Here is a 23440-nt window from a genome sequence, read left to right on the forward strand (position 1 = left end):
AAATGAGAATCGGACACGGTTTTGACGTACACAAATTTGGTGGCGAAGGCCCTATCATCATTGGTGGCGTGCGTATCCCTTATGAACAAGGTTTGCTCGCGCATTCTGACGGTGATGTGGTCTTACACGCGTTAACCGATGCAATTCTCGGCGCTGCTGCACTGGGGGATATTGGTAAATTATTCCCTGATACGGACCCTGCATATAAAGGGGCGGATAGCCGAGTCTTATTGAGAGACGCATTTTGCCATGTGCGTGCCAAAGGGTATCGCATTGGTAACATTGATATTACTATCATGGCTCAGGCGCCAAAAATGTTGCCTCATATCGCTCAGATGCGTGTGAATATTGCCGAAGATCTTGAGTGCCACATGGATGATGTGAATGCGAAAGCGACCACAACAGAGCAACTCGGTTTTGTGGGGCGTAAAGAAGGCATTGCCTGTGCTGCGGTTGTTCTTTTAATAAAAGATAATAGTAATGAAAGTAATGAATGTTCAGTACCTGCATGGTAAGCCATTATCTTCTGGCACGTTAAAAAGTGTCCCTGAAGATTTTATCGTCAAAGAAGATTTAGGCTTTGAGCTAGATGGCGAAGGCGAACATGTTATGGTTCGTGTGGAAAAAACAGGCTGTAATACCGTGTTTGTTGCTGAACAACTAGCAAAATTTGCTAAAATTTCAGCGAGAGCTGTCAGTTACGCAGGTTTAAAAGATAGGCATGCAGTGACAGAGCAGTGGTTTTGCCTGCAAATGCCGGGTAAAGAAACACCTGTTTTTTCGACTTGGCAACTCGAAGGCTGCCGAATACTGGCTGTTACTCGGCAAAAACGCAAATTACGTATTGGTTCCTTGAAAGGAAACCAGTTTGAAATAACGTTGCGTGATATTTCGGATGCAAAAGATGTTGAACAGCGTTTACAGAAAGTTGCATTAACAGGGGTGCCTAATTACTTTGGTGAACAACGTTTTGGGCGTGATGGACAAAATTTAACGCAAGCGTTACGTTGGGCAAACCAAGAAACCAACGTACGTGAACGCAACAAGCGTAGCTTCTATCTTTCAGCTGCTCGTAGTGCAATGTTTAACCATGTGGCAAGCGAACGTATTGCAAATAATACCGCTCAACACGTGATGTTGGGAGACGCATTGCAATTAACCGGTAGAGGAAGTTGGTTTGTCGCGACACAAGATGAGTTTGCTACATTGCAACCTCGCCTAGAGTCCAACGAATTAAGCATTACCGCGCCATTACCGGGTGATGGGGAGTTGGGAACTCAGGATGAAGCACTGGCATTTGAAACTCAGTGTTTAGCGGATTATCAACCCTTTATCTCTTTAATGCAGCGTGAACGAGTTTCTCCAGCTAGACGAGCGGTGATAACTAAACCTAAAAACTTACAGTGGGAATGGTTGGACGACTCGGCGGTAAAACTGAATTTTTTCTTAAACTCAGGTTGTTTTGCAACCAGTGTTGTGAGAGAAATTATTAATCAAAATGGGCAGGATAATGTCGATGCTAAAGATTTTATTGAGTAATGACGATGGGGTAAATGCGCCCGGGATTCAAACCCTCGCGGCAGCGCTACGCCAATATTATCATGTTCAGGTGATTGCGCCTGATCGCAATCGTAGTGGGGCTTCTAATGCATTAACATTAGATAAACCACTTAAAATTCAAACACTAATTAATGGTGACCTTGCTGTACAAGAGGGAACGCCAACAGATTGTGTCTATATTGGGGTTAATAAAGTAGTACGTCCACGTCCTGATATTGTTGTCTCTGGTATTAACTGTGGCCCTAATTTAGGGGATGATGTTATTTATTCAGGTACTGTTGCAGCGGCAACTGAAGGCCGTCATTTAGGTTTACCTTCAATTGCGGTATCGTTAGATGGCGAAACGCATTATGAAAGTGCGGCGAAAGTGACATGCGATATTCTTGCGCTCTTACAGAAGAACCCATTGCGTGCAGGGAATATCTTAAATATAAATGTACCGGATATCCCGTACGAAGAAATTAAAGGTATCAAAGTCACTCGCTGTGGCAGTCGTCATGCCGCTTCTGAGGTGTATAGCCTAGAGGACCCAAAAGGGAATACATTGTATTGGCTAGGGCCAGTTGGGGAGATCCGTGATGCCAGTCCGGGAACGGATTTTGAGGCTGTACAAAATGGGTACGTTTCAATTACGCCATTACAAGTTGACCTAACCGCTTATAAAGCACACTCACTAGTGGAAGAGTGGCTCGAAAAATCAGGAGTGTCAGTACAATGAAAACAGGGCTCATGAAAGAACTTTTGGCTCAATTACGCCAACAGGGAATTCACGATGAGCGCCTATTAGATGCCATTTCACTTGTTCCTCGGGAACGGTTTGTGGATGAAGCGCTCTCCCATAAAGCCTATGACAATATCCCATTACCTATTGGTCATGGGCAAACTATTTCACAGCCCTATATTGTTGCTAAAATGACAGCGCTATTGGCTTTAGCACCGGATGATCACGTTCTTGAGATAGGAACTGGTTCAGGGTATCAAACCGCAGTATTGGCTCACTTGGTTAAGCACGTTTTTTCTGTTGAGCGGGTGAAGAGCTTGCAATGGGCGGCTAAACGGCGCTTGAAGCAACTTGATTTACACAATGTTTCAACTCGTCATGGTGATGGTTGGGAAGGTTGGCAATCAAAAGGCCCCTTTGATGCCATCATTGTTACTGCAGCACCAACAGAAATACCAACTCTACTATTAGGGCAATTAAAAGATGGTGGGCGAATGGTTCTACCTGTCGGTGATAAAGAACAAGCACTAAAGCTAATTACCCGACGAGGTAATGATTACCATACTAATGTTATCGAAAAAGTTCGTTTTGTCCCATTGATCGCGGGTGATCTTCTTTAATCTACTTGCAATGATATTTAATAAAAGCCTGACTATTTTTATAATGGGTTTAAATAAAATATCATTGCAAAGGTTTCATTAACTCAAATAGCAGTAAAACCATTCCAAATATGATACTTTACCCAACTGAATTTGAGAGAATAGCTTAAAGCGTTAGGTCATACTCTCAATTTATTATATTTTTAATATATTTAACTTGTTCACTATTTTGTATTTCTGCTTTAATAAGTGAAATATTTTATGATAACTCTATTGCTGACATTGTTTTGAATTGTCACGTCAGATTTTTCTTCACGGGAGAAGAAGCATGAAAATTGTTAGCCCTATAAGCAGAATTCGATGGGCCGTCATCTTTTCATTTAGCGGAGCGCTATTGGCTGGTTGTTCTACACCGTATCATACAGCAGCACCTATTTCGAGTGTGAATGATAGTCAGTCTCGCCAGCAAACGGTGCAAAGGACGACACCGGCCTCGTCACCAAATACGGGTATGAGCACGGCAATGCCGTCGTCTCGTCCTAATATATCGAATAATTCAAATACACAACCTGTAAGTCGTAGCTCAGCACCGGTAACAACCAATGGTGAAGGGCGGATTGTCTATAACCGCGACTATGGCAGTATTCCAAAAGGTAGCTATAGTGGCAATAGTTATACGGTTCAGCGTGGTGACACACTATTCTATATTGCATACTTAACAGGTAATGATTTCCGTGAGTTAGCATCGCGAAACAATATTCCAGAACCATACAGCCTCAATGTAGGACAGGTTATTAATATTGGTAACACAAATGTGAACTCGAGCACTCAATTAGCCGCAAATTCATCAAATAGTCATCAGCAAGCGGTTGATCTTCGAACAACTAATGAGTATCCTGCAAATAGTGGTGGTCAAACCTCAGGTAAAATGTTGCCTAATAATAAGAAACCTGCAACGCAAGTTTCAACGACAACAACAACCTCGACAACAACCGCTTCTACCGCAGTCAGTAGCACGAATAATTCGTCAATAAAATGGCGTTGGCCAGCTGATGGGAAAATGATTGAAGGTTTCTCTGACGCTCAAGGCGGGAACAAAGGGGTAGACATAGCCGGTTCTCGTGGTCAAGCTGTGCTCGCTGCTGCGCCAGGAAAAGTCGTTTACGCAGGTAATGCTTTGCGTGGATACGGAAATCTAATAATTATAAAACATAACGATGACTACCTAAGTGCTTATGCCCACAATGACACATTGCTTGTGCGTGATCAGCAGGACGTCACTGCAGGTCAAAAAATAGCTACTATGGGTAGTACTGGAACCAGTTCAGTTAGATTACACTTTGAAATTCGTTACAAGGGAAAATCAGTAAACCCGTTGCGCTATTTGCCGCAACGATAAACTGGGCAGAGTGCTTTGACATTCTGTCCGCATTATCTAGGGTAGGAGTCACTGATGAGCCAAAGTTCGCTGAAAGTTAACGAGTTATATAATGACCTCGATGAAAGTAATTTAAATGACACTTTTGACGAGAGTCAGTTTAAAGAAGAGGATCTGGTTACTGAGCTAGATGACGAAATGGATTTACTCCAGAACACAAATCAGCGTGTTCTGGATGCCACTCAAATTTATCTTAGTGAAATTGGGTTCTCACCACTCCTTACAGCAGAAGAAGAAGTTTTCTATGCAAGACGTGCATTGCGTGGTGATATTGCATCACGACAGCGTATGATAGAAAGCAACCTCCGTCTCGTTGTAAAAATATCACGTCGTTATAATAATCGAGGTCTTGCATTACTCGATTTGATTGAAGAAGGGAACCTTGGGTTGATTCGCGCAGTTGAAAAGTTTGATCCTGAAAAAGGGTTTCGCTTCTCAACGTATGCAACGTGGTGGATCCGTCAAACGATCGAACGCGCTATCATGAACCAAACTCGAACTATTCGCCTTCCTATTCATATCGTTAAAGAACTCAATATTTACCTTCGTACTGCACGTGAATTAGCCCAAAAGTTGGACCATGAGCCAAGCCCTGAAGAGATCGCTGAGCAGCTAGATAAACCTGTTGAAGATGTCAGTAGGATGTTACGTTTAAATGAACGTATCACATCTGTTGATACACCAATTGCAGGGGACTCAGAGAAATCTTTGCTTGAGGTATTGTCTGATGATAATGATTCAGGTCCAGAAAATACAATTCAAGATAATGACTTAAAAGATAATATTGTTAAGTGGTTATATGAATTGAACCCAAAACAGAGGGAGGTTTTAGCACGACGTTTTGGGCTTTTAGGCTATGAAGCTGAAACTCTGGAAGAAGTTGGCCGTGAAATTGGGTTAACAAGAGAACGTGTTCGCCAGATCCAAGTTGAAGGTTTAAAGCGATTAAAGGATATTTTACATGGTGAAGAGTTGACCCTAGAGTCGCTATTTAATATGTAAGGTGTTAATTAGATAGCTAAAGGCTCCTATAAGCTAAGGTTTATAGGGGCCTTTTATTTATAAGTAATAAAGAATGAACTTAGTTAATGGGGAGTCCACTATGAAATTTAAAATCATCATCAGGTGTCGAAATTAATTCTGCTTCAATAGTACCAAAATAATTAACTCGCTCAGTAATATCTTGTTTGCTAATTAATTGCGCTAAGTGTAAATAATCTTGATAGTGGCGAGCTTCTGAGCGTAATAACGAAATATAAAAATTTGCCAGCTGTTCATCAAGAAATGGGGCTAGTTTAGCAAAGCGCTCACAAGAACGCGCTTCGATATAAGCACCAATAATTAGTTTATCAACTAAGGTTTTTGGATCGTGAGGGTCGATATGGCTCAACAACCCTTTAGCATAACGGCCTGCAGTGATACCATCATATGGAATATTACGTTCATGCATAATCTCTAAAACTTGGTAAAAATGATGAAGCTCTTCTTTGATCAGCAAGACCATTTTATCAATTAAATCTTGGCTATAAGGTGATTGTTTTTTTGCCAATATTTGTTTAGAAACCTGATTTTTGTTTCTTAATGTATGGATGTCACCAACCCTGTCATAAGCAAATGATTCATAAGGTTTAAACCATTCAAGTAGCACTGCAGCACTTTCTTTATCGACAGCATACTTGCGAATTAAAAACATGGCACTTTGCGCGGCTTTTAATTCACATAACAGATGATCTTTTAAAATAATGGGCAAGTTCTCAGGCAAACTGGCCTTTTCTACCCACAAATCAGGCGTTTCACATTGTAGAAACTGGCGGATTGGCGCAAGTAACTGTGAGTATTCATCCATGCTACTTATCCATATCCTTTAACCGATAAATCCAATCTAGAGCTTGGCGGGGTGTGAGCTTATCTGGGTCAATCCCTTCCAATGCGCTGAGTACGGGTGAGGGTTCAGCATCTTCTGTGGTTAAAAAACTAAGCTGGGCGCTATCTACATGACTTGCATTGGCATTGTTTGAGATAACTTCGAGTTCTTTAAGCTTTTGTTTTGCCCGTTTAATCACATCTTTTGGTACACCCGCAAGAGAAGCGACAGCAAGGCCATAGCTTTTGCTGGCGGCGCCATCTTGAACATTATGCATAAAGGCAATGGTATCACCGTGCTCAATAGCATCTAGGTGAATATTGACCGCGCCTTCGAGTTTTTCAGGTAGTGTTGTTAATTCAAAATAATGCGTTGCAAATAACGTCATTGCCTTGATTTTATTAACTAAGTTTTCGGCGCAAGCCCAAGCAAGGGAAAGGCCATCATAGGTTGACGTTCCGCGACCAATTTCATCCATTAGTACTAAGCTATGTTCTGTTGCATTATGAAGAATATTCGCGGTTTCTGTCATTTCGACCATGAAGGTTGAACGGCCAGATGCAAGGTCGTCAGAGGCACCGACGCGGGTAAAAATACGGTCGATTGGGCCTATCACCGCTTTGCTTGCAGGGACAAAACTACCGATATATGCTAACAGGGTAATCAATGCTGTTTGGCGCATATAGGTACTTTTACCGCCCATATTTGGACCTGTTATGATCAATAAACGACGTTGTGGCGATAGTGATAACGGATTGGAGATAAACGGCTCACTAAGGACTTGTTCAACCACAGGATGGCGACCTTCAGTAATTTGGATACCTGGTTTTTCAGTGAGTTGTGGACAAGCATAACCTAGAGTTTGTGCTCTTTCAGCTAGGTTGGCTAGGACATCTAACTCAGCGAGAGCTTCGGCACTGGTTTGCAGCGCAGCAAGATGAGGTAATAGCATGTCAAATAACTCATCATACAGTGCTTTTTCAATGGCTAACGCTTTTCCTTTTGATGTCAATACCTTATCTTCATACTCTTTGAGTTCAGGAATGATATAGCGTTCCGCATTTTTTAACGTTTGGCGACGGACGTAATGGATAGGTGTTAAATGGCTTTGGCCTCGGCTAACTTGAATATAGTAGCCATGAACAGCGTTATAACCAACTTTTAGGGTATCGATCCCCAATTTTTCTCTTTCGCGTATTTCGAGCCTATCGAGGTAGTCAGTTGCTCCATCAGCAAGGGCGCGCCATTCATCAAGCTCACTATTATAACCTGGGGCGATAACACCGCCATCACGTACCAACACGGGTGGTGCATCAATAATGGCTTTTTCAAGTAAGTCTTGTAGCTCATCAAACTGGCCAATACGATTTTGAAGGACTTGTAAATACGAACTACTCGATTGGCTCAGTATTTGATGAATATCTTGGTATTGCTGGAATGCGTAACGCATACGGGTTAAGTCACGTGGGCGAGCGGAACGCAGCGCTAAGCGCGCTAATACCCGTTCTAAATCGCCGATTTGACGTAAAAATGGTTGTAATTCAAAGCCGCATTCTTGCAGTGCACTGATAGCTTGTTGGCGGTTATTTAATATTTGAATGTTACGTAATGGGGTATGTAACCAACGTTTTAGCATACGGCTACCCATCGGAGTCACACATCTATCTAAAATGGCGGCGAGTGTGTTTTCTGTGCCACCTGCAAGGTTTTGGGTGATCTCTAAATTGCGACGAGTTGCTGCATCTAAAATGACATTATCATTTTGTTTTTCCATCACAATGCTGCGAATATGGGGCAGTGACGTGCGTTGTGTGTCTTTCACATATTGTAATAAGCAACCCGCAGCTCTGAGCGCTTTATGGGCATCTTCAACCCCAAAGCCGATTAAATCTTTCGTACCAAACTGTAAACCGAGCTGTTGTTTTGCCGTATCAAGCTCATATTCCCACAATGGGCGGCGGCGCAAGCCTTTATTGTGTTCAATTAATGCCATACTGGCGAAGTCTTCTGGATACAGAAGTTCAGCCGGGCGGGTGCGTTGCAGCTCAGCTTGCAGTGCTTCTTCATCGGCGATTTCACTAATAATAAAACGCCCTGAGGTGATATCTAACGTTGCGAAACCAAAACCTTGTTGGTCTTGCCATACTGCGGCTAACAGGTTGTCTTGCCTTTCATTTAATAGCGCTTCATCGGTGATAGTTCCCGGGGTGACAATACGTACTACTTGGCGCTCAACCGGCCCTTTGCTGGTGGCTGGGTCGCCAATTTGCTCACAAATGGCGACGGATTCCCCCATTTGTACTAATTTGGCTAAGTAACCCTCGGCAGCATGGTGGGGAACACCGGCCATAGGGATCGGTTGCCCTGCAGATTGCCCCCGCTTAGTGAGGGAAATATCCAATAATTGAGAGGCTTTTTTAGCGTCATCAAAAAACAGTTCGTAGAAGTCACCCATGCGATAAAACAGCAGTATGTCTGAATGTTGTGCTTTTAGTTTTAGATACTGCTGCATCATTGGTGTATGGGATTCGAAACTTTGCTTATCAGTCATAGTATTGTCTGTTTTAACGTATTGAGTTAACTAAATTCTGTGAGTGTATTTGACGATTATTTTCAGAGACTAAAATACCACAAATCGCAACAAATGAGAGTAGGCAAACGTGTTAGCCATGCAATTCTCTATAGTATGACGTGATTATCACAGGGACAATGCGTGTTTGGTCATTAATAGTCTGAAATATTGTTAAGTAGAGTGTATGTTTTTTCCTCATCTAGAAAATAGGTTCACGATAACCACTAAATAATAATTGGTAGATATCTGCTTAGTTTGAGAGTTATTTAGGCATTACAGAAAATAATAAGTCGTGCTTTTAGTTATTTCTTTTTTGAGATGGAATATCTCATTTTCTTGAGTAGATATAAATAGCGTAAATAACAGTCATAGATATGACCGCTATTTACGCTAAAGATGAACGGATTATTTAGCTGCTGTTTCCGCGCGTAGCTGGCTAACTTGTTGTTCCAAATCAGGCCATGGTGACTTGTCAGTAAACGTTGTTCTTAGATAATTTAAGAGTACTGCTATTTGCTGATCACTTAAATTATGACGAAAAGCAGGCATGCTGCCGAGCCCTTCTGTTGCCTCATACTCAATTCCATTTAATACAACGCGAATGGCATTATCTGGGGTATCTGCATAAAGATTCGTATTTAAGGCTAAAGCGGGTCGTACACCTGACATTTGCGCACCTTTCGTTTGGGCATGGCATGCCATACAAGCCCCTGAATACAACCTTGCCCCTTCAGTAGAGAGTGGTTCAATTTTATCTTCTGTTTGCTGTACGATTGTTACGGCTTGCGATGTGACCTGCGGATGATCAACTTCAGAAGTTAAATAGGTTGCAATAGCTTGTCTATCTTCTTCGGTTAGTTGAGAGGTTCCTTCTCTGATGACTGGTGCCATCGGGCCTGCTGCGACACCATGGTTAGCTGAGAATCCCGTACGCAAAAACTCCGCCATATCCTGATGGCTCCAAGCAACAGGTGAGGCTTGGTCACCTCGCAGCGCTGGTGCACTCCATCCTTCAGCATCTCCACCCATCAAGTGGCTATCTCCGCCTTTTTCACCAAATAATATATCACGAGGGGAGTGGCAAGCGCTGCAATGGCCGAGCCCTTCGGTAAGGTATGCACCTCGGTTCCATTCATCAGTTTGTGAACTGTTTGGTTTTATTGGCCCTGCGGTTAAATTCAGCTGATTCCATGCCCAAATTCCTTGGCGAATATTAAAGGGAAAGTTTAACGATGTCTTTGGTGGTTGATAACGAACGGGTTTTTGGCTCATTAACCATGCATAGAGGTCATATAAATCATCATCGGAAGTATGAGTAAAAGCCGTGTAAGGGAACGCAGGGTATAAATAATTCCCCTCACGATCAACACCATAACGCATAGCCCGTTCAAACGCTTCATATGACCAGCTGCCAATGCCTGTTTCTATATCAGGTGTTATATTTGTGGTGTAAATCGTGCCGAAGGGGATCTCCATCGCAAAGCCCCCGGTATTTGTTTCACCGTCAGGCCGCGTATGGCAAACGGCACAATCGCCTAGTGCCGCTAATTTTTCACCACGGGCAATTTGAGCGTCAGTAAAACTTTGTGTCGAATTAGTGTGTAATGGCTCAATGGCAGATTGCCAACTCAGCGTGAGTCCCCCCACCGCAACAATAACGATAGCAAGCGCACTGTAGCCAAATATTTTTTTTGCCTTACTCATGAGCCACTCCTTGGTTCTTGGCTGCCATACCTACTGCTCGCAGAATACGTTCAGGGGTAAATGGAACTTCTCGCATACGCACACCTAATGCATCAAATAGCGCATTTGCTACCGCGGCAGCGCTTGGTACTGATGCAGATTCGCCCGCTCCCATAGGGGGTTCATTGGGATACTCCATTAATTGAATATCAATTTCGGGTAACTCATCGAAACGTAGAATAGGGTATCCGCCCCATTCAAGGGAGGTTGTGCCTGATTTATCAAAGGTGGCAAACTCTTTTAATACTCGGCTACAGGATTGAATAATGTTTCCATGGACTTGGTGTTTAACGCCATCTGGGTTAACCATTTGGCCACAATCATGGGCGACATAGACTTTTTTGATAAGCACTTGTCCTGTTCGGCGATTAACAGTTAAGTCGCAGACCCAAGCTGCCCATGCAGCACCAAAACCCGGAAATTTACTGTGGAAATAACGCGCCCAGGCAAACCCTCGACCACTCACAATTTCTTCGGTGACAGGGGATGGTTTTTGATGCATCGGCCCATCAACCCAATTCGCCTGTTTTTTCACGGCACTAATTAAAGCGATAGCTCGAGGATCATCTAAATATTTTAAGCGGTATGCTATAGGATCTTGCTGTGCTAAATAAGCAACTTCATCAATCCAAGATTCATGAGCAAATACATTTGGAAGTGCTGAAACTCCGCGCATCCATGATGCCCTAACAACAGGCGCGGTATCTTTAGCGATAACGCGCATATGTGGGTATCGATATTGAGGGATAGCCGTGCGGTCTCCCATCTGTTGAATATCCGGTTTATTTTCTTTTTTCCCAGTTAAAATCAACGATAAAGTAGCGGCGTTATTTGATGGATAACGAGTACTGAGTTCGTAAGCGCTGACATCATTATTTTGATCAATTCCCCCTCGAATTTTAATCAATTGGCCGGTGCCTTTTGGCTCCCAACCCGCTTCTTGTTCTCGCATTAATTGCACTCGCACAGGTCGTCCTGTCGCTTGAGACAGTAAAACGGCATCGGCTGCCACGTCATCAGCACAGTTACGACCATAGCACCCTGATGCTTCCATGCGATGAATGTGTATTTGATATAGGTCTCTATCGAGTTGTAGTGCTAAATCTTTTCGCAGGTCATGAGGGTTTTGTGTGCCTGACCAGACATCGACTTTATCGTCGCGGACATCTGCGATAGCGCAAGATGGCCCAATTGATGCGTGTAAATGGTATGGCCAAACATAGTCTGCATTCACAGTTTTATGTAAATTGGCTAAGGCGCTGTCAACACCGTCATCATCTCGCAATACTCTATCTTGGCTGGGTAATGCATCAAGGGTGTCATGAAGCTTATCGAGGGTTAAATCGGGTAATCCTTGCCATTCTTTCCATTGAATTTTTAACTGACGCATAGCGTCTATCGCTTGTTCTTCACGTTCGGCAACGACACCAACAAAGTCATTAATGCGTACAATTTTTACAATGCCTTTTAGGTGAGCAATAGAACTTTCATCAATCGAAAGCAAACTATTTCCAAGCGGTGCACTACTGTCTGCACCTGAATAAGGAGGACGAATAACTCTTCCATGTAACATATCAGGTACTCGCATATCATGTACCCAAGTCAACTCACCCGTTACTTTTGCACGAATATCTACGCGTTGAATCGGCTTTCCGACATAAATAGCTTCAGAAGCGGGTCTTAAAGTTACGTTTTCATCTAATTCAAAATGGAGATCTTGTCCTTTTGCCAATTGAGCATAACTCAAACGGCGTTCAGGTTGGGCGGTGACAAAAACATATCCATGCTGTGCTCGAACGGCTTCCATTGGCACATTTAACGCTTTGGCAGCAAGAGATGTTAGCTGCATGCGAACTTGAGCAGCAGCATGGCGTAAGGGGATAGACGTGACCTGAATGGTCGCACTGGCGATAGTCGGCCCTTGATCCGGTGTACTTTGTGGATCCCCAAGTATCATTGTTACTGATTCAAAAGAGACACCAATTTCATCAGCGACAATTTGTGCAAGTGAGGTACGAATTCCTGTACCTAAATCCACGTGACCATTAAATGCAGTCACCGAACCATCAGCGGCAAGAGCAATAAAACTATCGACATAATTAAGAGGAATAGCCGCATTTTTGTTTGGTATCTTTTCTGCTGCAAATGAAATGGAAGGCAACATGTTACTGACAACGATGAGCCCACCAGCTTGCAGCAAACGGCGTCGAGTGATATCTAAAATGCTCATGCTTTACCACCTTGTGCGATGATCATTTTAGCTTTTTTAGCTGCTTTTAATATTTCTACATGGGTTCCACAACGGCATAAATTAAAAGCGAGTTCTTTTTTTATCTCTTCTTCACTTGCATTAGGGGTACGTTTAAACAGAGCAACCAATGTCATTATCATGCCATTCGTACAATAACCACATTGTGCTGCTTGCTCATCAATAAATCCTTGTTGCACAGGATGGAGTGTCTCGCTATCACTAATGCCTTCTAGCGTGGTAATTTTTCTATTTTCTACTGTTGATACCGGTGTCGAACACGAGCGAACGACTTTGCCATCGATAAGTACACTACAAGCGCCACATTCGCCTAAACCGCAGCCATATTTAGGGCCATTGAGTTTTAAATCATTACGTAATACGTAAAGAAGTGGTGTTGATGGAGAAATATTGCTTAGTTCAATCCATCTTCCATTGATATTTAGTTGCATATATTTTCCTTTCACATTGCTAATCACAATAAATGATAATCTAATGTTATTATTTGTATATTAACTATAACATAGGTTATTAATTTGAATTGTGACTGTATGTGCTAAGGGAAATTTTTGTTAGGTATTTAGTAAGTACTTATTAATGAAGGTTAATATTGGAAAATACTCATGGATTGAGTGAATGTTTGAGTCAGGCGAAGTGAGAGGAAACCCAGTTTATATATTGGTTTTCTTTTAATAGAAATAAGTGAATATCTTTAATTTGAAATTCTTATTTAATGTGGGGTGCGTTGATATATTTCACTTGAATGTATCAATGAAAATAATAATGTCGCTTCCCTTCAATAAATAAGTTATTTGAAGAGAAGCGACGAATGATTACTGCGCCGCTTTTTTCAGTTTCTCAATTTGTTCGGCGGTGACGGGTTTACCTTGTCCCCCCCATTCGGCGCGCGCCCATGATATTAAATCTGCCATTTCTTGTGGCGTTAAATCATCAGCAAAACTTGGCATCGCATACATACGTTGCCCATTTGGGAAAGTGGTGGTTGGAATACCCGTTAACACTACACTGATAAAGGTTTCAGGGCTGTCCATCGCTAAGATGGCGTTACCTTTTAACGCTGGAATACCATTAGGTACACCTTCTCCGGTGATCCCGTGGCAGCCTGCGCAGGTAGACATATACATTAAGCGGCCAGTTTCCATGATTTGACTGACATCACCCACTTCTGATGAGTTTGCCTCTGGCAATGGAGCAGGCGAAGCTTTGGCGCCAAGTATTTTTCCTTGTTTATCCGTCATTAAATAAATCGCCATGTCATCAACATCGCTTTTTTTCATCTGACTAGTCGAAAAATGAGTCACTGTGCTCATATCTGCAAATGCAGAGCCTTGCGGGGCATTACCTGTAAGTAAAAACTGGCTCAAGGAGGCGGTATCGTATCCATGTTTGGAAAGCGCTTCGGCCGTGATATCCGGGATCGCTAAGCCGGCTTCTTCCCCCCCTTGAAGTGACCGTGAAAACTCGACACCCATCATTAAGTTACGTGGTGAGTGACAAGCGCCGCAGTGTGCTAGACCTTCAACAATATAAGCACCTCGGTTCCACTCGGCAGAACGTTGTGGGTCATGAGGCGCATTTTGTTTAGGGAAATTGAGCAAAGTCCAGAAGTTCATAAATGGGCGAACGGGTAGGACAAATACACCTGTATTTTCTTTGTTTGGCACATTGATTGGCGGAAGTGACATCACATAAGCATACAGGGCATCAATATCATCCGATGTCGTCATATGGGTAAATACAAACGGCATGGCAGGGTAGAGATTACCTCTTTCTTTGCCAATTCCGTCTTTCAAAGCACGATGGAAATCAGCACGGGTATAGTTACCGATACCAAATTGCTTATCAGGCGTTATATTTGTGGAGTAAATGGTGCCGAAAGGGGTTCCGATAGCGCGCCCGCCCGCAGCCAATGGCCCTTCAGGTAATGAGTGGCAACCAAAGCAATCTCCAGCGGTGGCCAATTCTTGCCCTCTTGGCAGTAATTTGGCGACTTCTTCTGAAGTCAGTGGTTTATCTAAATTAGGCCCGATACTGGAAGTACGAAAAGCACCAAATAGGATCGCAAGCATTAATACGATAAATAATAAGATAATAATATAAATGCTTTTACGTAGAGAGCTGGATTTAGCCATGATGTTTCTCCCTAGTCGATCACGCAGCCGGGAGTGTCGAGAGCGACTTTCCTCACAGCTTCATAATAGCGTACATAACCTGTACAACGGCAAATATGCTCATTGAGGGCTTCTTCAATCGCATGTTCGAGTTGGTCTCGCTTCACTGGGTTTTTCTTCAGTTTATCAAGAAATACTGTCGCACCTGTGACGAAACCGGGAGCACAATAGCCACACTGGAATGAAAAGTTTTCGATGAAAGCTTGTTGAATTGGCGTTAACTCAACGACTTTGCCTTGTTCATCCAGTTTGGCTTGCCCTTCGATGGTAACAATATTTTTATTGTTGAAATAATGGGCACCAAAAATACAAGTGCGACTTTCAACCGTTGTGCCATCGGGCTGAATTTCCATAATGGTGCAAGCATGGCAGATCCCTTGGCCGCAACCAAAGTGAGTGCCGGTGAGGTCAAGGTATTCATGTAGAAACTCAATCATTGGCATCCCAACAGGGACATCAATAGGACCAATTTTTTGGCCGTTAATAGTCAGTGTGAGTGGCTTGCGCTCAATAATCGGAACGGCATTGTTGATTTTCATGAGAGTGCCTTTTTAATTTTATCTACCGTAATAGGGAATTCATAGAAACGCTTGCCTGTCGCATGGGTTAATGCGTTACTCGTCGCAGGTAAGATTGGGATCATGCCCAGTTCAGCCATGCCTTTTGGTGGTGAAGTTTCTGATAGCGGAGGTAAGTAATCAATGGTTTGCTGCCAAACCGCAACATCTTTTGCTCGCGGCAGGACATAGCGATTAAAGTTCCATGTTCCGTTACCTGGCCCATCTTCATACAGTGGTAATTCTTCCATCAATGCGTGGCCAATACCCATCGCGGTCCCCCCTTGAATTTGGCCTGAAACCAATTCAGGGACAATCATCGTACCGGGGTCCATAATCATATGATGGCGCATGACATCGACCTCACCCGTCATGGTGTTGACATTGAGCTCGACTAGGCAAGAAGCGGGTGTGACCGTTGTTGGGTCCGCTTTTGCGCGTTGTGTTGGAGGGTAATAGGCAATTTTACGTTTAATAAAATGGTAACCGCCAGTGGTCATCTGTTTTTTCAGTTCCTGTGGCGCACCGTCACCATAACGAACGGATATTGCATCAAGAGGGAGGTTTTTCAAACCGACAGTTGGGATATCGAACTCTGCGCGAGCCCACTGCCAGCTTGAATAGCCATGAACAGCAACCCCGGTGATGAGTCCCATCTCATGGGCTCTTTTGGCTAAAATGTCAAAAGGAATGGGTTTCATTCCGCCGCCACCAATACCATCTGGCCCGACACGAATGTCTGCAAATTCAACATTTAAGCCGTTGAAAGCACCGCCACCAGGGCCTTCGCTCCAAATGCTTTTGGCTGCAGGCCATAGGGTATTTTCCAATAAGAAATGGCCCGCTTGGCGTGTACCAAACCCAATATAATAAACACCACTCGATGAACTCATGTCAGGGATCAGAGCAGGTGTCCAATAGGGATCCGTTTTTGACAGTTCGTCTTGTTTTTTCTGATCTGCCCAACTGGTTTTGAGTGGCAGTTCTGCAAATTCAGTTACCCCAAACTCAACCACATCAGGGGCTTTGCTGAGTGCTTGCCATACCATCACTTGCTGTGCGGTTGTACCACCGGTACCAATCTCTTGCATGCAATGGCGCATAGCGAGTTTACCATTGGTATCAAATTCAAGAGAAAGAATCGTTGGAACACCGCTAGAGCCATAAACTTGCTGCACTTGCGCAAAGCCAACACCATATAGCTTACCGGGGTTTTTCGCTTCATAATCGACTTTATTTTTCTCACGATCGACCCAAATCGGGTGCTTTTCCGCAAGGTTTAACATTTCGACATTGCGTGGGTCACCGGCTATTACACCACCTTGTGTATTTGGATAACCTTCTAAAATGGCATTACGGCGGCGCAGTTCAATCGGGTCAATATTGAGGTTATGAGCGATTTCATCGACCATCAATTCAGTGACTGCCATCGATTGTAAGGAACCAAAGCCACGCATTGAGCCCGCTTCGACAGCCGGAGTGGCCATGGCGAGAGCGGTAAGGTCAGATTTAGGGAAATAATAAATAGATTGGGCGCCACGTACCGCAACGTGTGATACGGCAACGGAGAGGTTTTCACGGCCGCCACCATTACAGTTATAAGTGCCTTTTAATACATCAAATTTACCCGTTTTTTTATCACCAATGATGGTGACATCCATTTCAATGGAGTGGCGTTTCATTCCCATCTGGAATTGTTCATAACGGTTATTTGCCATGCGAACAGGCAAGCCATCAGCGTAGAAACTGGCGACCATGGAATAGAAAGGAAAAACCGAATAATCTTTTGAGCCATAACCGACGGTCGAACCAGTTAATAGCACAATGTTCTCGACGGAAAAATGTTTGTTGTGCTTCGATAACTCAGCAGCGGCGTTGACGACGCCTGCAGGAGACTGTGTCGCGGTTAAGATATGCAGTGTTTTGGTTTGAGCGTCATACCAAGTATTACAGTTATCAGGCTCCATTGCACAAGGGTCAATGGATTGTGAAAAACCATGGCGCTCAATCACAAACTTATCGGGATCCTGACGAGCGGCTGCGATTTCTTGCTCAATTTGTCGTGCGTAATCCATCGCTTTTTCTTGTTTATCAGGACTTTTTTCTGCCTGATGAAGGGCTTGAATAAAACCACCACCACGATCTTTACGGATCACTGGCGGAATAGAAATGGCGTGTTTTGGGTCATAAGGTGGCCAAATAGGTGTATTGCCATCGAATCCGCCTTTAATACCTGAATCTTGATAAGGGGAAAAGATAGAAGGCGAAAGTGGGGTGTCACCACCAATACGCACATATCGCGCTGCACCGTAATTAGCGGGCGGTTTTGGCCCTGTCACCGTTCCATATTTTACGGTATTTGTCGCAAAGCGTAACATCCGCTGCGCTGCACTGTATTTATCGAAATCATGATAAATCAAGATAGCAACTGGGTGGCCAATAATTGGCGGGGTATCCCCTAGAGGCACTAGAATATTAGTGCCATAGAAGCCTTTTCCCATACTGGTGTCTTGAGGGATATTTAAGCCATCACGGATAAGGTCTTCTTGTAAAACAACTTTATCAGGCTGTAAATTTGGACCTAACATTGAAATATCAATGCCTTCAAAGGTTTTATCTGCCTCTGTTGCTTTTAACATAAAGGCATAGCTTTGTTTTTTAGGCCAGCCAGGGATGTCTTTAGCGCGGTAATCACGAGCAAAATTTTTACGGCCAGTGACCTTTTCAACGCCATCCCAGCGAAAACGTGCTTTACCATTTTGACCAATCCAATCAGTTGATGGAGAGTCAGAATCGAGCTCCATTGCTATCGCAAAAGGGAGTTTGCCGACCATCACTGCAATGCCCGCAATAGTGCCTAATTTGATAAAATTGCGTCTAGAAATATGTCCCGACATAGTGTGCTCCCTGATTATATTTTTAGGGTTTTTTATTATGAACAATGGAGATAAATAATACTTTTTAGCCATGCACTGTAAGATTGTTTTATTTCGATTAAATTGGCTCACAATTCGATGACTAATATCAGATAGCTCAGTAAGTTACATAAATAGTATGGGTATCTGTATTGATATATCAAGAACGAGTAAAGGGATTTAGACAAGAAAGTGAATAATACTGTTGGAGTCATCTTAATATGACAGTATTGAATAAAATAACTGAGTTTTATTCAAATGTAATTTATTTAAATGATAGTAGTTCTTATTAATGAATAATTAAATCAATATGTATTTTATTATATAAAGCATATTATTATATGGACATTAATTAGAGAATTATCTGGCTCGTTAAATATTAACAAGCCAGATAGTTCATTTTTCGTCATTATTGACGCAAAGATTTAATCTGCTCTGGGGTGACATCCGCAGGTTGTCCTCCCCATTGAACGCGAAGGAAGTTCACTAAGTCGCTAATTTGTTGGTCATTTAGCTTATTGGCAAACCCGGGCATACTTTGCATGTTTTGGTTATTAGGGAATGGTTGTTCAGACAAACCATCTAAAATCGCATTAATTAGGTTAGTGCTATCCGCATCACGCAATGTCGAATTTCCTTTCATTGCCACCGCCACATTCGGTTTACCACTGCCATCATAGGAGTGGCAACCTGAGCAGGTTTCTAAATAAATTTGGCGTCCTTGAGCGTTACCTTCCCCCATTCTTAATGGCGAAGTTGCTGGTGGGTTATCGCCCATTAAATAGGTGGCTATAGCGCTATTATCCTCTGGGGTTAAATGTTGTGAACTCAGATAAATTACAGGGTGCATATCACTGTAGGCGGAACCTTGCGGAGCGAGCCCAGTCATGAAAAACTGCTGTAAATCTTCTTTTGTCCATCCTCGCTCTGCAAGCGCTTTTGGGGTAATATCCGGCGCCACAAAACGACCTAAAGCACCGCCTTGCATAAAGTTATCTAAATCCATTTCACCCAGTTTTCCTCTTGGCGTATGGCATTCAGCACAATGCTCTAATACGTTAACTAAATACCGACCACGTAACCATTCAGGGGAGCTACCTTGTGAGCTATTTGGGAGTGGTTTATCATTAAAAAACAATAAATTCCAGCCAATCATGGCCATACGTTGGTTTAGTGGGAATGGCAATGAATTTTCAGGTGGCACGACATCAACCGCTGGTTGGCTCATCAAATAACTGTAAATAGCGTCAGAATCTTCACGAGTGATCCCTTTGTAAGACGTATAAGGCATTGCCGGGTAAAGATTTTTACTCGGTGGAGAGATACCTTGGGTCAGTGCTTTATAAAAATCATCTTTTGTCCAGCGACCGATACCAAAGTCGGCTGAAGGGGTTAAGTTACTGCTGTAGATAGTACCAAATGGGGTATCGAGTGGAAAACCACCGGCTAATGGCGCGCCATCAGCACTGGTGTGGCACGCAGCGCAGTCACCGGCAAGGGTGAGATAACGGCCTCGCTCAATTTCCTGAGGTGTCGCTGTCACTTTTTGTACCGGACCATCTAAGGTACGGCTTTCATACCAATACAGCACCGCCCAAACGATGATAGCGATGGCTATCAACCATAAAATAATTCGTTTGATCATTTTATTGCCTCCTTGATAAGACCAGGAGTCGCCAGAACAACGTCACGTACCGCTTCATAATAGCGTACATAGCCTGTGCAGCGGCAAATATGGTTATTTAGGGCTTGCTTGATAGCATCTTCTAAGTCCGCTTCTGTAATGGGGTTTCGCTGAAGTTCTTCAATAAACACGGTAGCCGCATTCACAAACCCTGGGGTACAGTAGCCACACTGAAAACTAAAATGTTCAACAAAAGCTTGCTGAACTGGGGATAATTTTACTTCCCCGTTTTCTTCTTTGGTGGCAGCCCCTTCGATAGTTCGAATGCTTTTATTATTGAAAAAATGCGCGCCAGTAATACAGGTGCGGATCTCTTCGCTGGTGCCGGATGGGTTATCTAAGATAACGACGCAAGCATGGCAGATCCCTTGGCCACAGCCTAAACGAGAACCCGTTAGGTCAACATATTCATGAAGGAAGTCGATCATCATGAGGCCTTCAGGCACGTCCATTGGTCCATACTGTTGGCCATTAATGGTTAAAGTGAGGGGAAGGAAATTTAGGCTCATGATATTACCTCTAAAATGTCTTTTGCGCGTACAGGCAAATGCAAGAAATGATGACCAGTTGCATCTGCAATGGCATTGACGATGGATGAAACCACCGGGATCATAACAACCTCAGCAACGCCTTTTGGCGGGTCTGTATCCGAAAGTCCTGGTAGGACTTCATTGGTTTGCTGCCAAACGGCAACGTCGCTGGCTAGAGGGAGATGATAACGGTTGAAGTTCCACGTCCCATTACCGGGACCATCTTCGTAGAGAGGTAAATATTCATGGAGGGCATGGCCGATCCCCATTGCTAAACCACCTTGAATTTGCCCTGAAACCAGTTGCGGCACGATAAGGTTACCGCACTCCACTACGCTATGGTGATTCAGCAATTCGACTTGTCCAGTTGCCTTATCAATGGATAGCTCACTCACGGTAGCGACTGCACTGTAGTAAGTGACTCCTGCATTATTTCTTTGTGTATCAGGGTAATAGGCTTTTTCACGGTGGCAAACTTGGTATTCTTTATCGGCAAATCGTAGTGATAGCCCATCAATCGGTAAACGGCGAGTTTCACCCTGAATAGGGAAATCGGCTTCAGCCCATTGCCAGCGGTTAAATACGTGGCACACTGCGCCAGTTACCCCGCCCATTGCAAAAGTGCGTTCAATTAAGCGCTGTAAGCTAAGCACCTCAAGCCCATCAGCCGTTAAGCCTTCAGCAACCCAACGTGCATCTTCACGGCGAACAACTAGAGGGGCAGCTTGTCCGCCACCAATGCCTTCTTGCCAAATTGACATGGCAGCGGGCCATAACCCATGCTCAAATATAATGCGTGCGGCTGCGTCTGTACTATGAGTGAAATAATAGGCTGAATTACTGGCGCTTGCCGGTGAGCAGTAATTCGGTGTCCATAATGGGTTTTGCGCGAGGTGGTTTTGCTCATCTTGTGACATGGCAAACGGGTTACCTGTCGACACCATAGGTAAAATTGACCAATCTACAACCGAAAAATGAGCTTGTTCCGCAGGTTTTCCTAACCATTTAGCGCAAACCACCGATTGGGACGTGGACATGCCCGTACCAATTTCTGCACCACTATGGTAAATAGCAATTTTACCCTCAGGGGTAAGTTCTACACGAGCAAAGGAGGATTCCGCACCTGTCCCGAAGTCTTTTTGCACACAAGAAATCCCAGTACCGAATAGTTTACCGCTATTTTTTGCTTCAAAATCAGCTTTACGCTTGGTTCTGTCAGTCCACATTGGATGGGCAGCGCAGCGGGTTAACACTTCATCGGCACGAATTGCACCGCCAGGGATTGCCCCTTGGGTATTTTTCATCCCAGACTTGATGATATTTTTAAGACGGAACTCAATGGGGTCGGCTTTGAGTAGTTTTGCAGCTTCTTCCATCAACATATCGGTTGCTGCCATGGCTTGTAAGGTGCCATAACCGCGGGCTGAACCCGCATCCACGGCTCGTGATGCAATACCGACCGCAGATAAATCACTACGCGGAATGTAATAGATAGCTTGGGCGCCTGTTGCGCCAACCATGACAACGGAAGGTGTAAAATTACAGCGGCCACCGCCATCACCAATAAAAGACGCTGAAAGGGCTTCGATTTTCTGTGTTTTCTTATTCACCGCTAAGGTGTAATCCATATCAAAAGCATGGCGTTTGATGGTGGATTGAAATTGTTCATAGCGGTCATTAGCCAGACGAATAGGAACTCCGTCACCATATAACGTTGCCATCGCACCATAATACGGGAATGGGGTATGGTCTTTAGAACCATAACCAACTGTAAAACAAGGGTGTAGGAAAATTTGTTTAATTGGGAAATGCGATTTTGCCAGCATCTCGGGTAATGATTCCGCCACTTCCTGAGGGGACTGCGTAGGAATAACCAGATGGAATGACTGTGTTTTGACGTCGTACCAACCGTTAGCGTTATCAGGCTCTAAGGCAGCAGTATCAATCGATTGAGAAAAGTATTTTCGTTTGATTACGAGCCAGTCTTCTGGCGGATTTTCCAACTGTTTGGCGAGTTCATCAGCATATAGCATGCCTTGTTGATCTAATTTCCCACCTTCACGGCCTTCTGGCCAAACGGGCAAGTGTTTTTTCATGCCAATAGGGGAGATTGGCATATCTTTTAGGCTTGAGTAAATATCAGGATCATAAGGATTTTCACTGCCAATTCGCACGCCACGGTAGCTTCCCCATGGGTCCCGTTCCAGTGGGCCGGTAAATGCACCGTATTGGATAACATCGTCACGGAATTTTAGGGTTTCTTTGGCAAAGCGGAATTTAGCAAAATCATGGTAAATCAATAATGCAACGGCTTGGCCAAGGTAAGCGGGGGTTTTCCCTTCCGGAAGCAATAAATCATCGCCATAAAATTCAGGGAAAGCGACACCATCTTTTTCTAAGTCGCTCGCGGTTACGATGCGGTCAGGCATGAGGCCATCTTTCAGCAGATCAAGATTAAAGCCTTGGTAAATTTTATCGGCTTGAGTTACGCGTAGTAAAAATGCATGACCTTGCTGTTTTGGCCAGTGAGGAATATCGCGTGCGCGAATGTCTCTGGCAAAGACTTTCTCCCCTTGGACTTTGGCAAACCCATCAATACGAAATTTGATTTGTTTATCGACTGGATTCCAGTCAGGAGATTGAAGGATTTTTTCTTCGAATAGCACATCAAAAGCACGGCTATACAAAGGGGCTAAATAAACAGATATTCCCGCTATAACGGCACATTTTAGAAAGTGTCTGCGGGAGAGTTCGACATTGCTTTTGCTCATAATACACCCTTACACTTATTTTTATTACATCGGTATTTTTATTTTT

Annotated in this window: 17 protein-coding genes; 6 read left to right on the forward strand and 11 right to left on the reverse strand. The window is 43.6% G+C overall.

Annotated elements, in window-relative coordinates; genetic code table 11:
* Nucleotides 1–2 precede the first annotated feature (2 nt).
* The 6 genes from ispF to rpoS all read left to right on the forward strand — a co-directional run bounded on the left by ispF (nucleotide 3) and on the right by rpoS (nucleotide 5320).
* Nucleotides 3–515: a 2-C-methyl-D-erythritol 2,4-cyclodiphosphate synthase gene (gene ispF / locus PR767_RS18355; RefSeq protein ID WP_004260732.1), complete on the forward strand. Its 513-nt coding sequence runs from the start codon at nucleotides 3–5 to the stop codon at nucleotides 513–515.
* Entirely contained in the window at nucleotides 481–1539 is a 1059-nt protein-coding gene (truD, locus tag PR767_RS18360; protein ID WP_272520730.1) for a tRNA pseudouridine(13) synthase TruD, read from the forward strand. Before ispF ends, truD begins: the two co-directional genes overlap by 35 nt.
* Nucleotides 1517–2278, forward strand: a complete 762-nt coding sequence (surE, locus tag PR767_RS18365; RefSeq protein WP_110732228.1) for a 5'/3'-nucleotidase SurE — start codon at nucleotides 1517–1519, stop codon at nucleotides 2276–2278. The genes truD and surE overlap by 23 nt, the downstream gene beginning before the upstream one ends.
* Nucleotides 2275–2901, forward strand: coding sequence for a protein-L-isoaspartate(D-aspartate) O-methyltransferase (locus PR767_RS18370; protein WP_004913875.1), 627 nt, complete (start codon nucleotides 2275–2277; stop codon nucleotides 2899–2901). The genes surE and PR767_RS18370 overlap by 4 nt, the downstream gene beginning before the upstream one ends.
* Nucleotides 2902–3208: 307 nt before the next feature.
* Complete coding sequence (gene nlpD / locus PR767_RS18375) at nucleotides 3209–4279, forward strand: murein hydrolase activator NlpD (RefSeq protein WP_109912008.1); 1071 nt, start codon at nucleotides 3209–3211, stop codon at nucleotides 4277–4279.
* 54 nt (nucleotides 4280–4333) lie between these two features.
* On the forward strand, nucleotides 4334–5320 hold the full coding sequence (rpoS, locus tag PR767_RS18380; protein WP_102140104.1) for an RNA polymerase sigma factor RpoS: 987 nt from the start codon (nucleotides 4334–4336) through the stop codon (nucleotides 5318–5320).
* 79 nt (nucleotides 5321–5399) lie between these two features.
* Here rpoS and miaE read toward each other — a convergent pair whose 3' ends face one another.
* The 11 genes from miaE to PR767_RS18435 form a co-directional block, all read right to left on the reverse strand.
* Nucleotides 5400–6164: a tRNA isopentenyl-2-thiomethyl-A-37 hydroxylase MiaE gene (gene miaE / locus PR767_RS18385; RefSeq protein WP_004913866.1), complete on the reverse strand. Its 765-nt coding sequence runs from the start codon at nucleotides 6162–6164 to the stop codon at nucleotides 5400–5402.
* A 1-nt stretch (nucleotide 6165) separates the two neighbouring features.
* On the reverse strand, nucleotides 6166–8733 hold the full coding sequence (gene mutS / locus PR767_RS18390; protein ID WP_272520731.1) for a DNA mismatch repair protein MutS: 2568 nt from the start codon (nucleotides 8731–8733) through the stop codon (nucleotides 6166–6168).
* 426 nt (nucleotides 8734–9159) lie between these two features.
* Entirely contained in the window at nucleotides 9160–10458 is a 1299-nt protein-coding gene (locus tag PR767_RS18395; protein ID WP_272520732.1) for a c-type cytochrome, read from the reverse strand.
* Nucleotides 10451–12727, reverse strand: coding sequence for a xanthine dehydrogenase family protein molybdopterin-binding subunit (locus PR767_RS18400; protein ID WP_109912013.1), 2277 nt, complete (start codon nucleotides 12725–12727; stop codon nucleotides 10451–10453). The genes PR767_RS18395 and PR767_RS18400 overlap by 8 nt, the downstream gene beginning before the upstream one ends.
* Nucleotides 12724–13197 (reverse strand): (2Fe-2S)-binding protein, encoded by a 474-nt coding sequence (locus tag PR767_RS18405; RefSeq protein WP_004913857.1) that lies wholly within the window; start codon nucleotides 13195–13197, stop codon nucleotides 12724–12726. Before PR767_RS18405 ends, PR767_RS18400 begins: the two co-directional genes overlap by 4 nt.
* Before the next feature lie 381 nt (nucleotides 13198–13578).
* Entirely contained in the window at nucleotides 13579–14898 is a 1320-nt protein-coding gene (locus tag PR767_RS18410; protein WP_004913855.1) for a cytochrome c, read from the reverse strand.
* An 11-nt stretch (nucleotides 14899–14909) separates the two neighbouring features.
* Nucleotides 14910–15476 carry a (2Fe-2S)-binding protein gene (locus tag PR767_RS18415; RefSeq protein WP_004260707.1) on the reverse strand — a complete coding sequence of 189 codons (567 nt, stop codon included), beginning with the start codon at nucleotides 15474–15476 and terminating at the stop codon, nucleotides 14910–14912.
* Entirely contained in the window at nucleotides 15473–18391 is a 2919-nt protein-coding gene (locus PR767_RS18420; protein ID WP_272520733.1) for a xanthine dehydrogenase family protein molybdopterin-binding subunit, read from the reverse strand. The genes PR767_RS18415 and PR767_RS18420 overlap by 4 nt, the downstream gene beginning before the upstream one ends.
* A 427-nt stretch (nucleotides 18392–18818) precedes the next feature.
* Nucleotides 18819–20054 carry a c-type cytochrome gene (locus PR767_RS18425; RefSeq protein WP_272520734.1) on the reverse strand — a complete coding sequence of 412 codons (1236 nt, stop codon included), beginning with the start codon at nucleotides 20052–20054 and terminating at the stop codon, nucleotides 18819–18821.
* Nucleotides 20051–20602, reverse strand: coding sequence for a (2Fe-2S)-binding protein (locus PR767_RS18430; protein ID WP_004913850.1), 552 nt, complete (start codon nucleotides 20600–20602; stop codon nucleotides 20051–20053). Before PR767_RS18430 ends, PR767_RS18425 begins: the two co-directional genes overlap by 4 nt.
* A complete protein-coding gene (locus PR767_RS18435; protein ID WP_109912019.1) occupies nucleotides 20599–23394 on the reverse strand; it encodes a xanthine dehydrogenase family protein molybdopterin-binding subunit in 2796 nt (931 codons plus the stop codon). Before PR767_RS18435 ends, PR767_RS18430 begins: the two co-directional genes overlap by 4 nt.
* Nucleotides 23395–23440 lie beyond the last annotated feature (46 nt).

Origin of the sequence: Providencia sp. PROV223 (assembly GCF_028479245.1) — a bacterium.
Taxonomy (GTDB): Bacteria; Pseudomonadota; Gammaproteobacteria; order Enterobacterales; family Enterobacteriaceae; genus Providencia; species Providencia rettgeri.

Coding starts and splice junctions, on each gene's coding strand:
- PR767_RS18405 (WP_004913857.1), bottom strand. CDS start 13,197: ATGCAACTAAATATCAATGGAAGATGGATTGAACTAAGCAATATTTCT.
- truD (WP_272520730.1), top strand. CDS start 481: ATGAAAGTAATGAATGTTCAGTACCTGCATGGTAAGCCATTATCTTCT.
- PR767_RS18420 (WP_272520733.1), bottom strand. CDS start 18,391: ATGTCGGGACATATTTCTAGACGCAATTTTATCAAATTAGGCACTATT.
- PR767_RS18425 (WP_272520734.1), bottom strand. CDS start 20,054: ATGATCAAACGAATTATTTTATGGTTGATAGCCATCGCTATCATCGTT.
- PR767_RS18370 (WP_004913875.1), top strand. CDS start 2,275: ATGAAAACAGGGCTCATGAAAGAACTTTTGGCTCAATTACGCCAACAG.
- PR767_RS18435 (WP_109912019.1), bottom strand. CDS start 23,394: ATGAGCAAAAGCAATGTCGAACTCTCCCGCAGACACTTTCTAAAATGT.
- PR767_RS18400 (WP_109912013.1), bottom strand. CDS start 12,727: ATGAGCATTTTAGATATCACTCGACGCCGTTTGCTGCAAGCTGGTGGG.
- miaE (WP_004913866.1), bottom strand. CDS start 6,164: ATGGATGAATACTCACAGTTACTTGCGCCAATCCGCCAGTTTCTACAA.
- rpoS (WP_102140104.1), top strand. CDS start 4,334: ATGAGCCAAAGTTCGCTGAAAGTTAACGAGTTATATAATGACCTCGAT.
- PR767_RS18395 (WP_272520732.1), bottom strand. CDS start 10,458: ATGAGTAAGGCAAAAAAAATATTTGGCTACAGTGCGCTTGCTATCGTT.
- ispF (WP_004260732.1), top strand. CDS start 3: ATGAGAATCGGACACGGTTTTGACGTACACAAATTTGGTGGCGAAGGC.
- PR767_RS18415 (WP_004260707.1), bottom strand. CDS start 15,476: ATGAAAATCAACAATGCCGTTCCGATTATTGAGCGCAAGCCACTCACA.
- PR767_RS18430 (WP_004913850.1), bottom strand. CDS start 20,602: ATGAGCCTAAATTTCCTTCCCCTCACTTTAACCATTAATGGCCAACAG.
- surE (WP_110732228.1), top strand. CDS start 1,517: ATGCTAAAGATTTTATTGAGTAATGACGATGGGGTAAATGCGCCCGGG.
- mutS (WP_272520731.1), bottom strand. CDS start 8,733: ATGACTGATAAGCAAAGTTTCGAATCCCATACACCAATGATGCAGCAG.
- PR767_RS18410 (WP_004913855.1), bottom strand. CDS start 14,898: ATGGCTAAATCCAGCTCTCTACGTAAAAGCATTTATATTATTATCTTA.
- nlpD (WP_109912008.1), top strand. CDS start 3,209: ATGAAAATTGTTAGCCCTATAAGCAGAATTCGATGGGCCGTCATCTTT.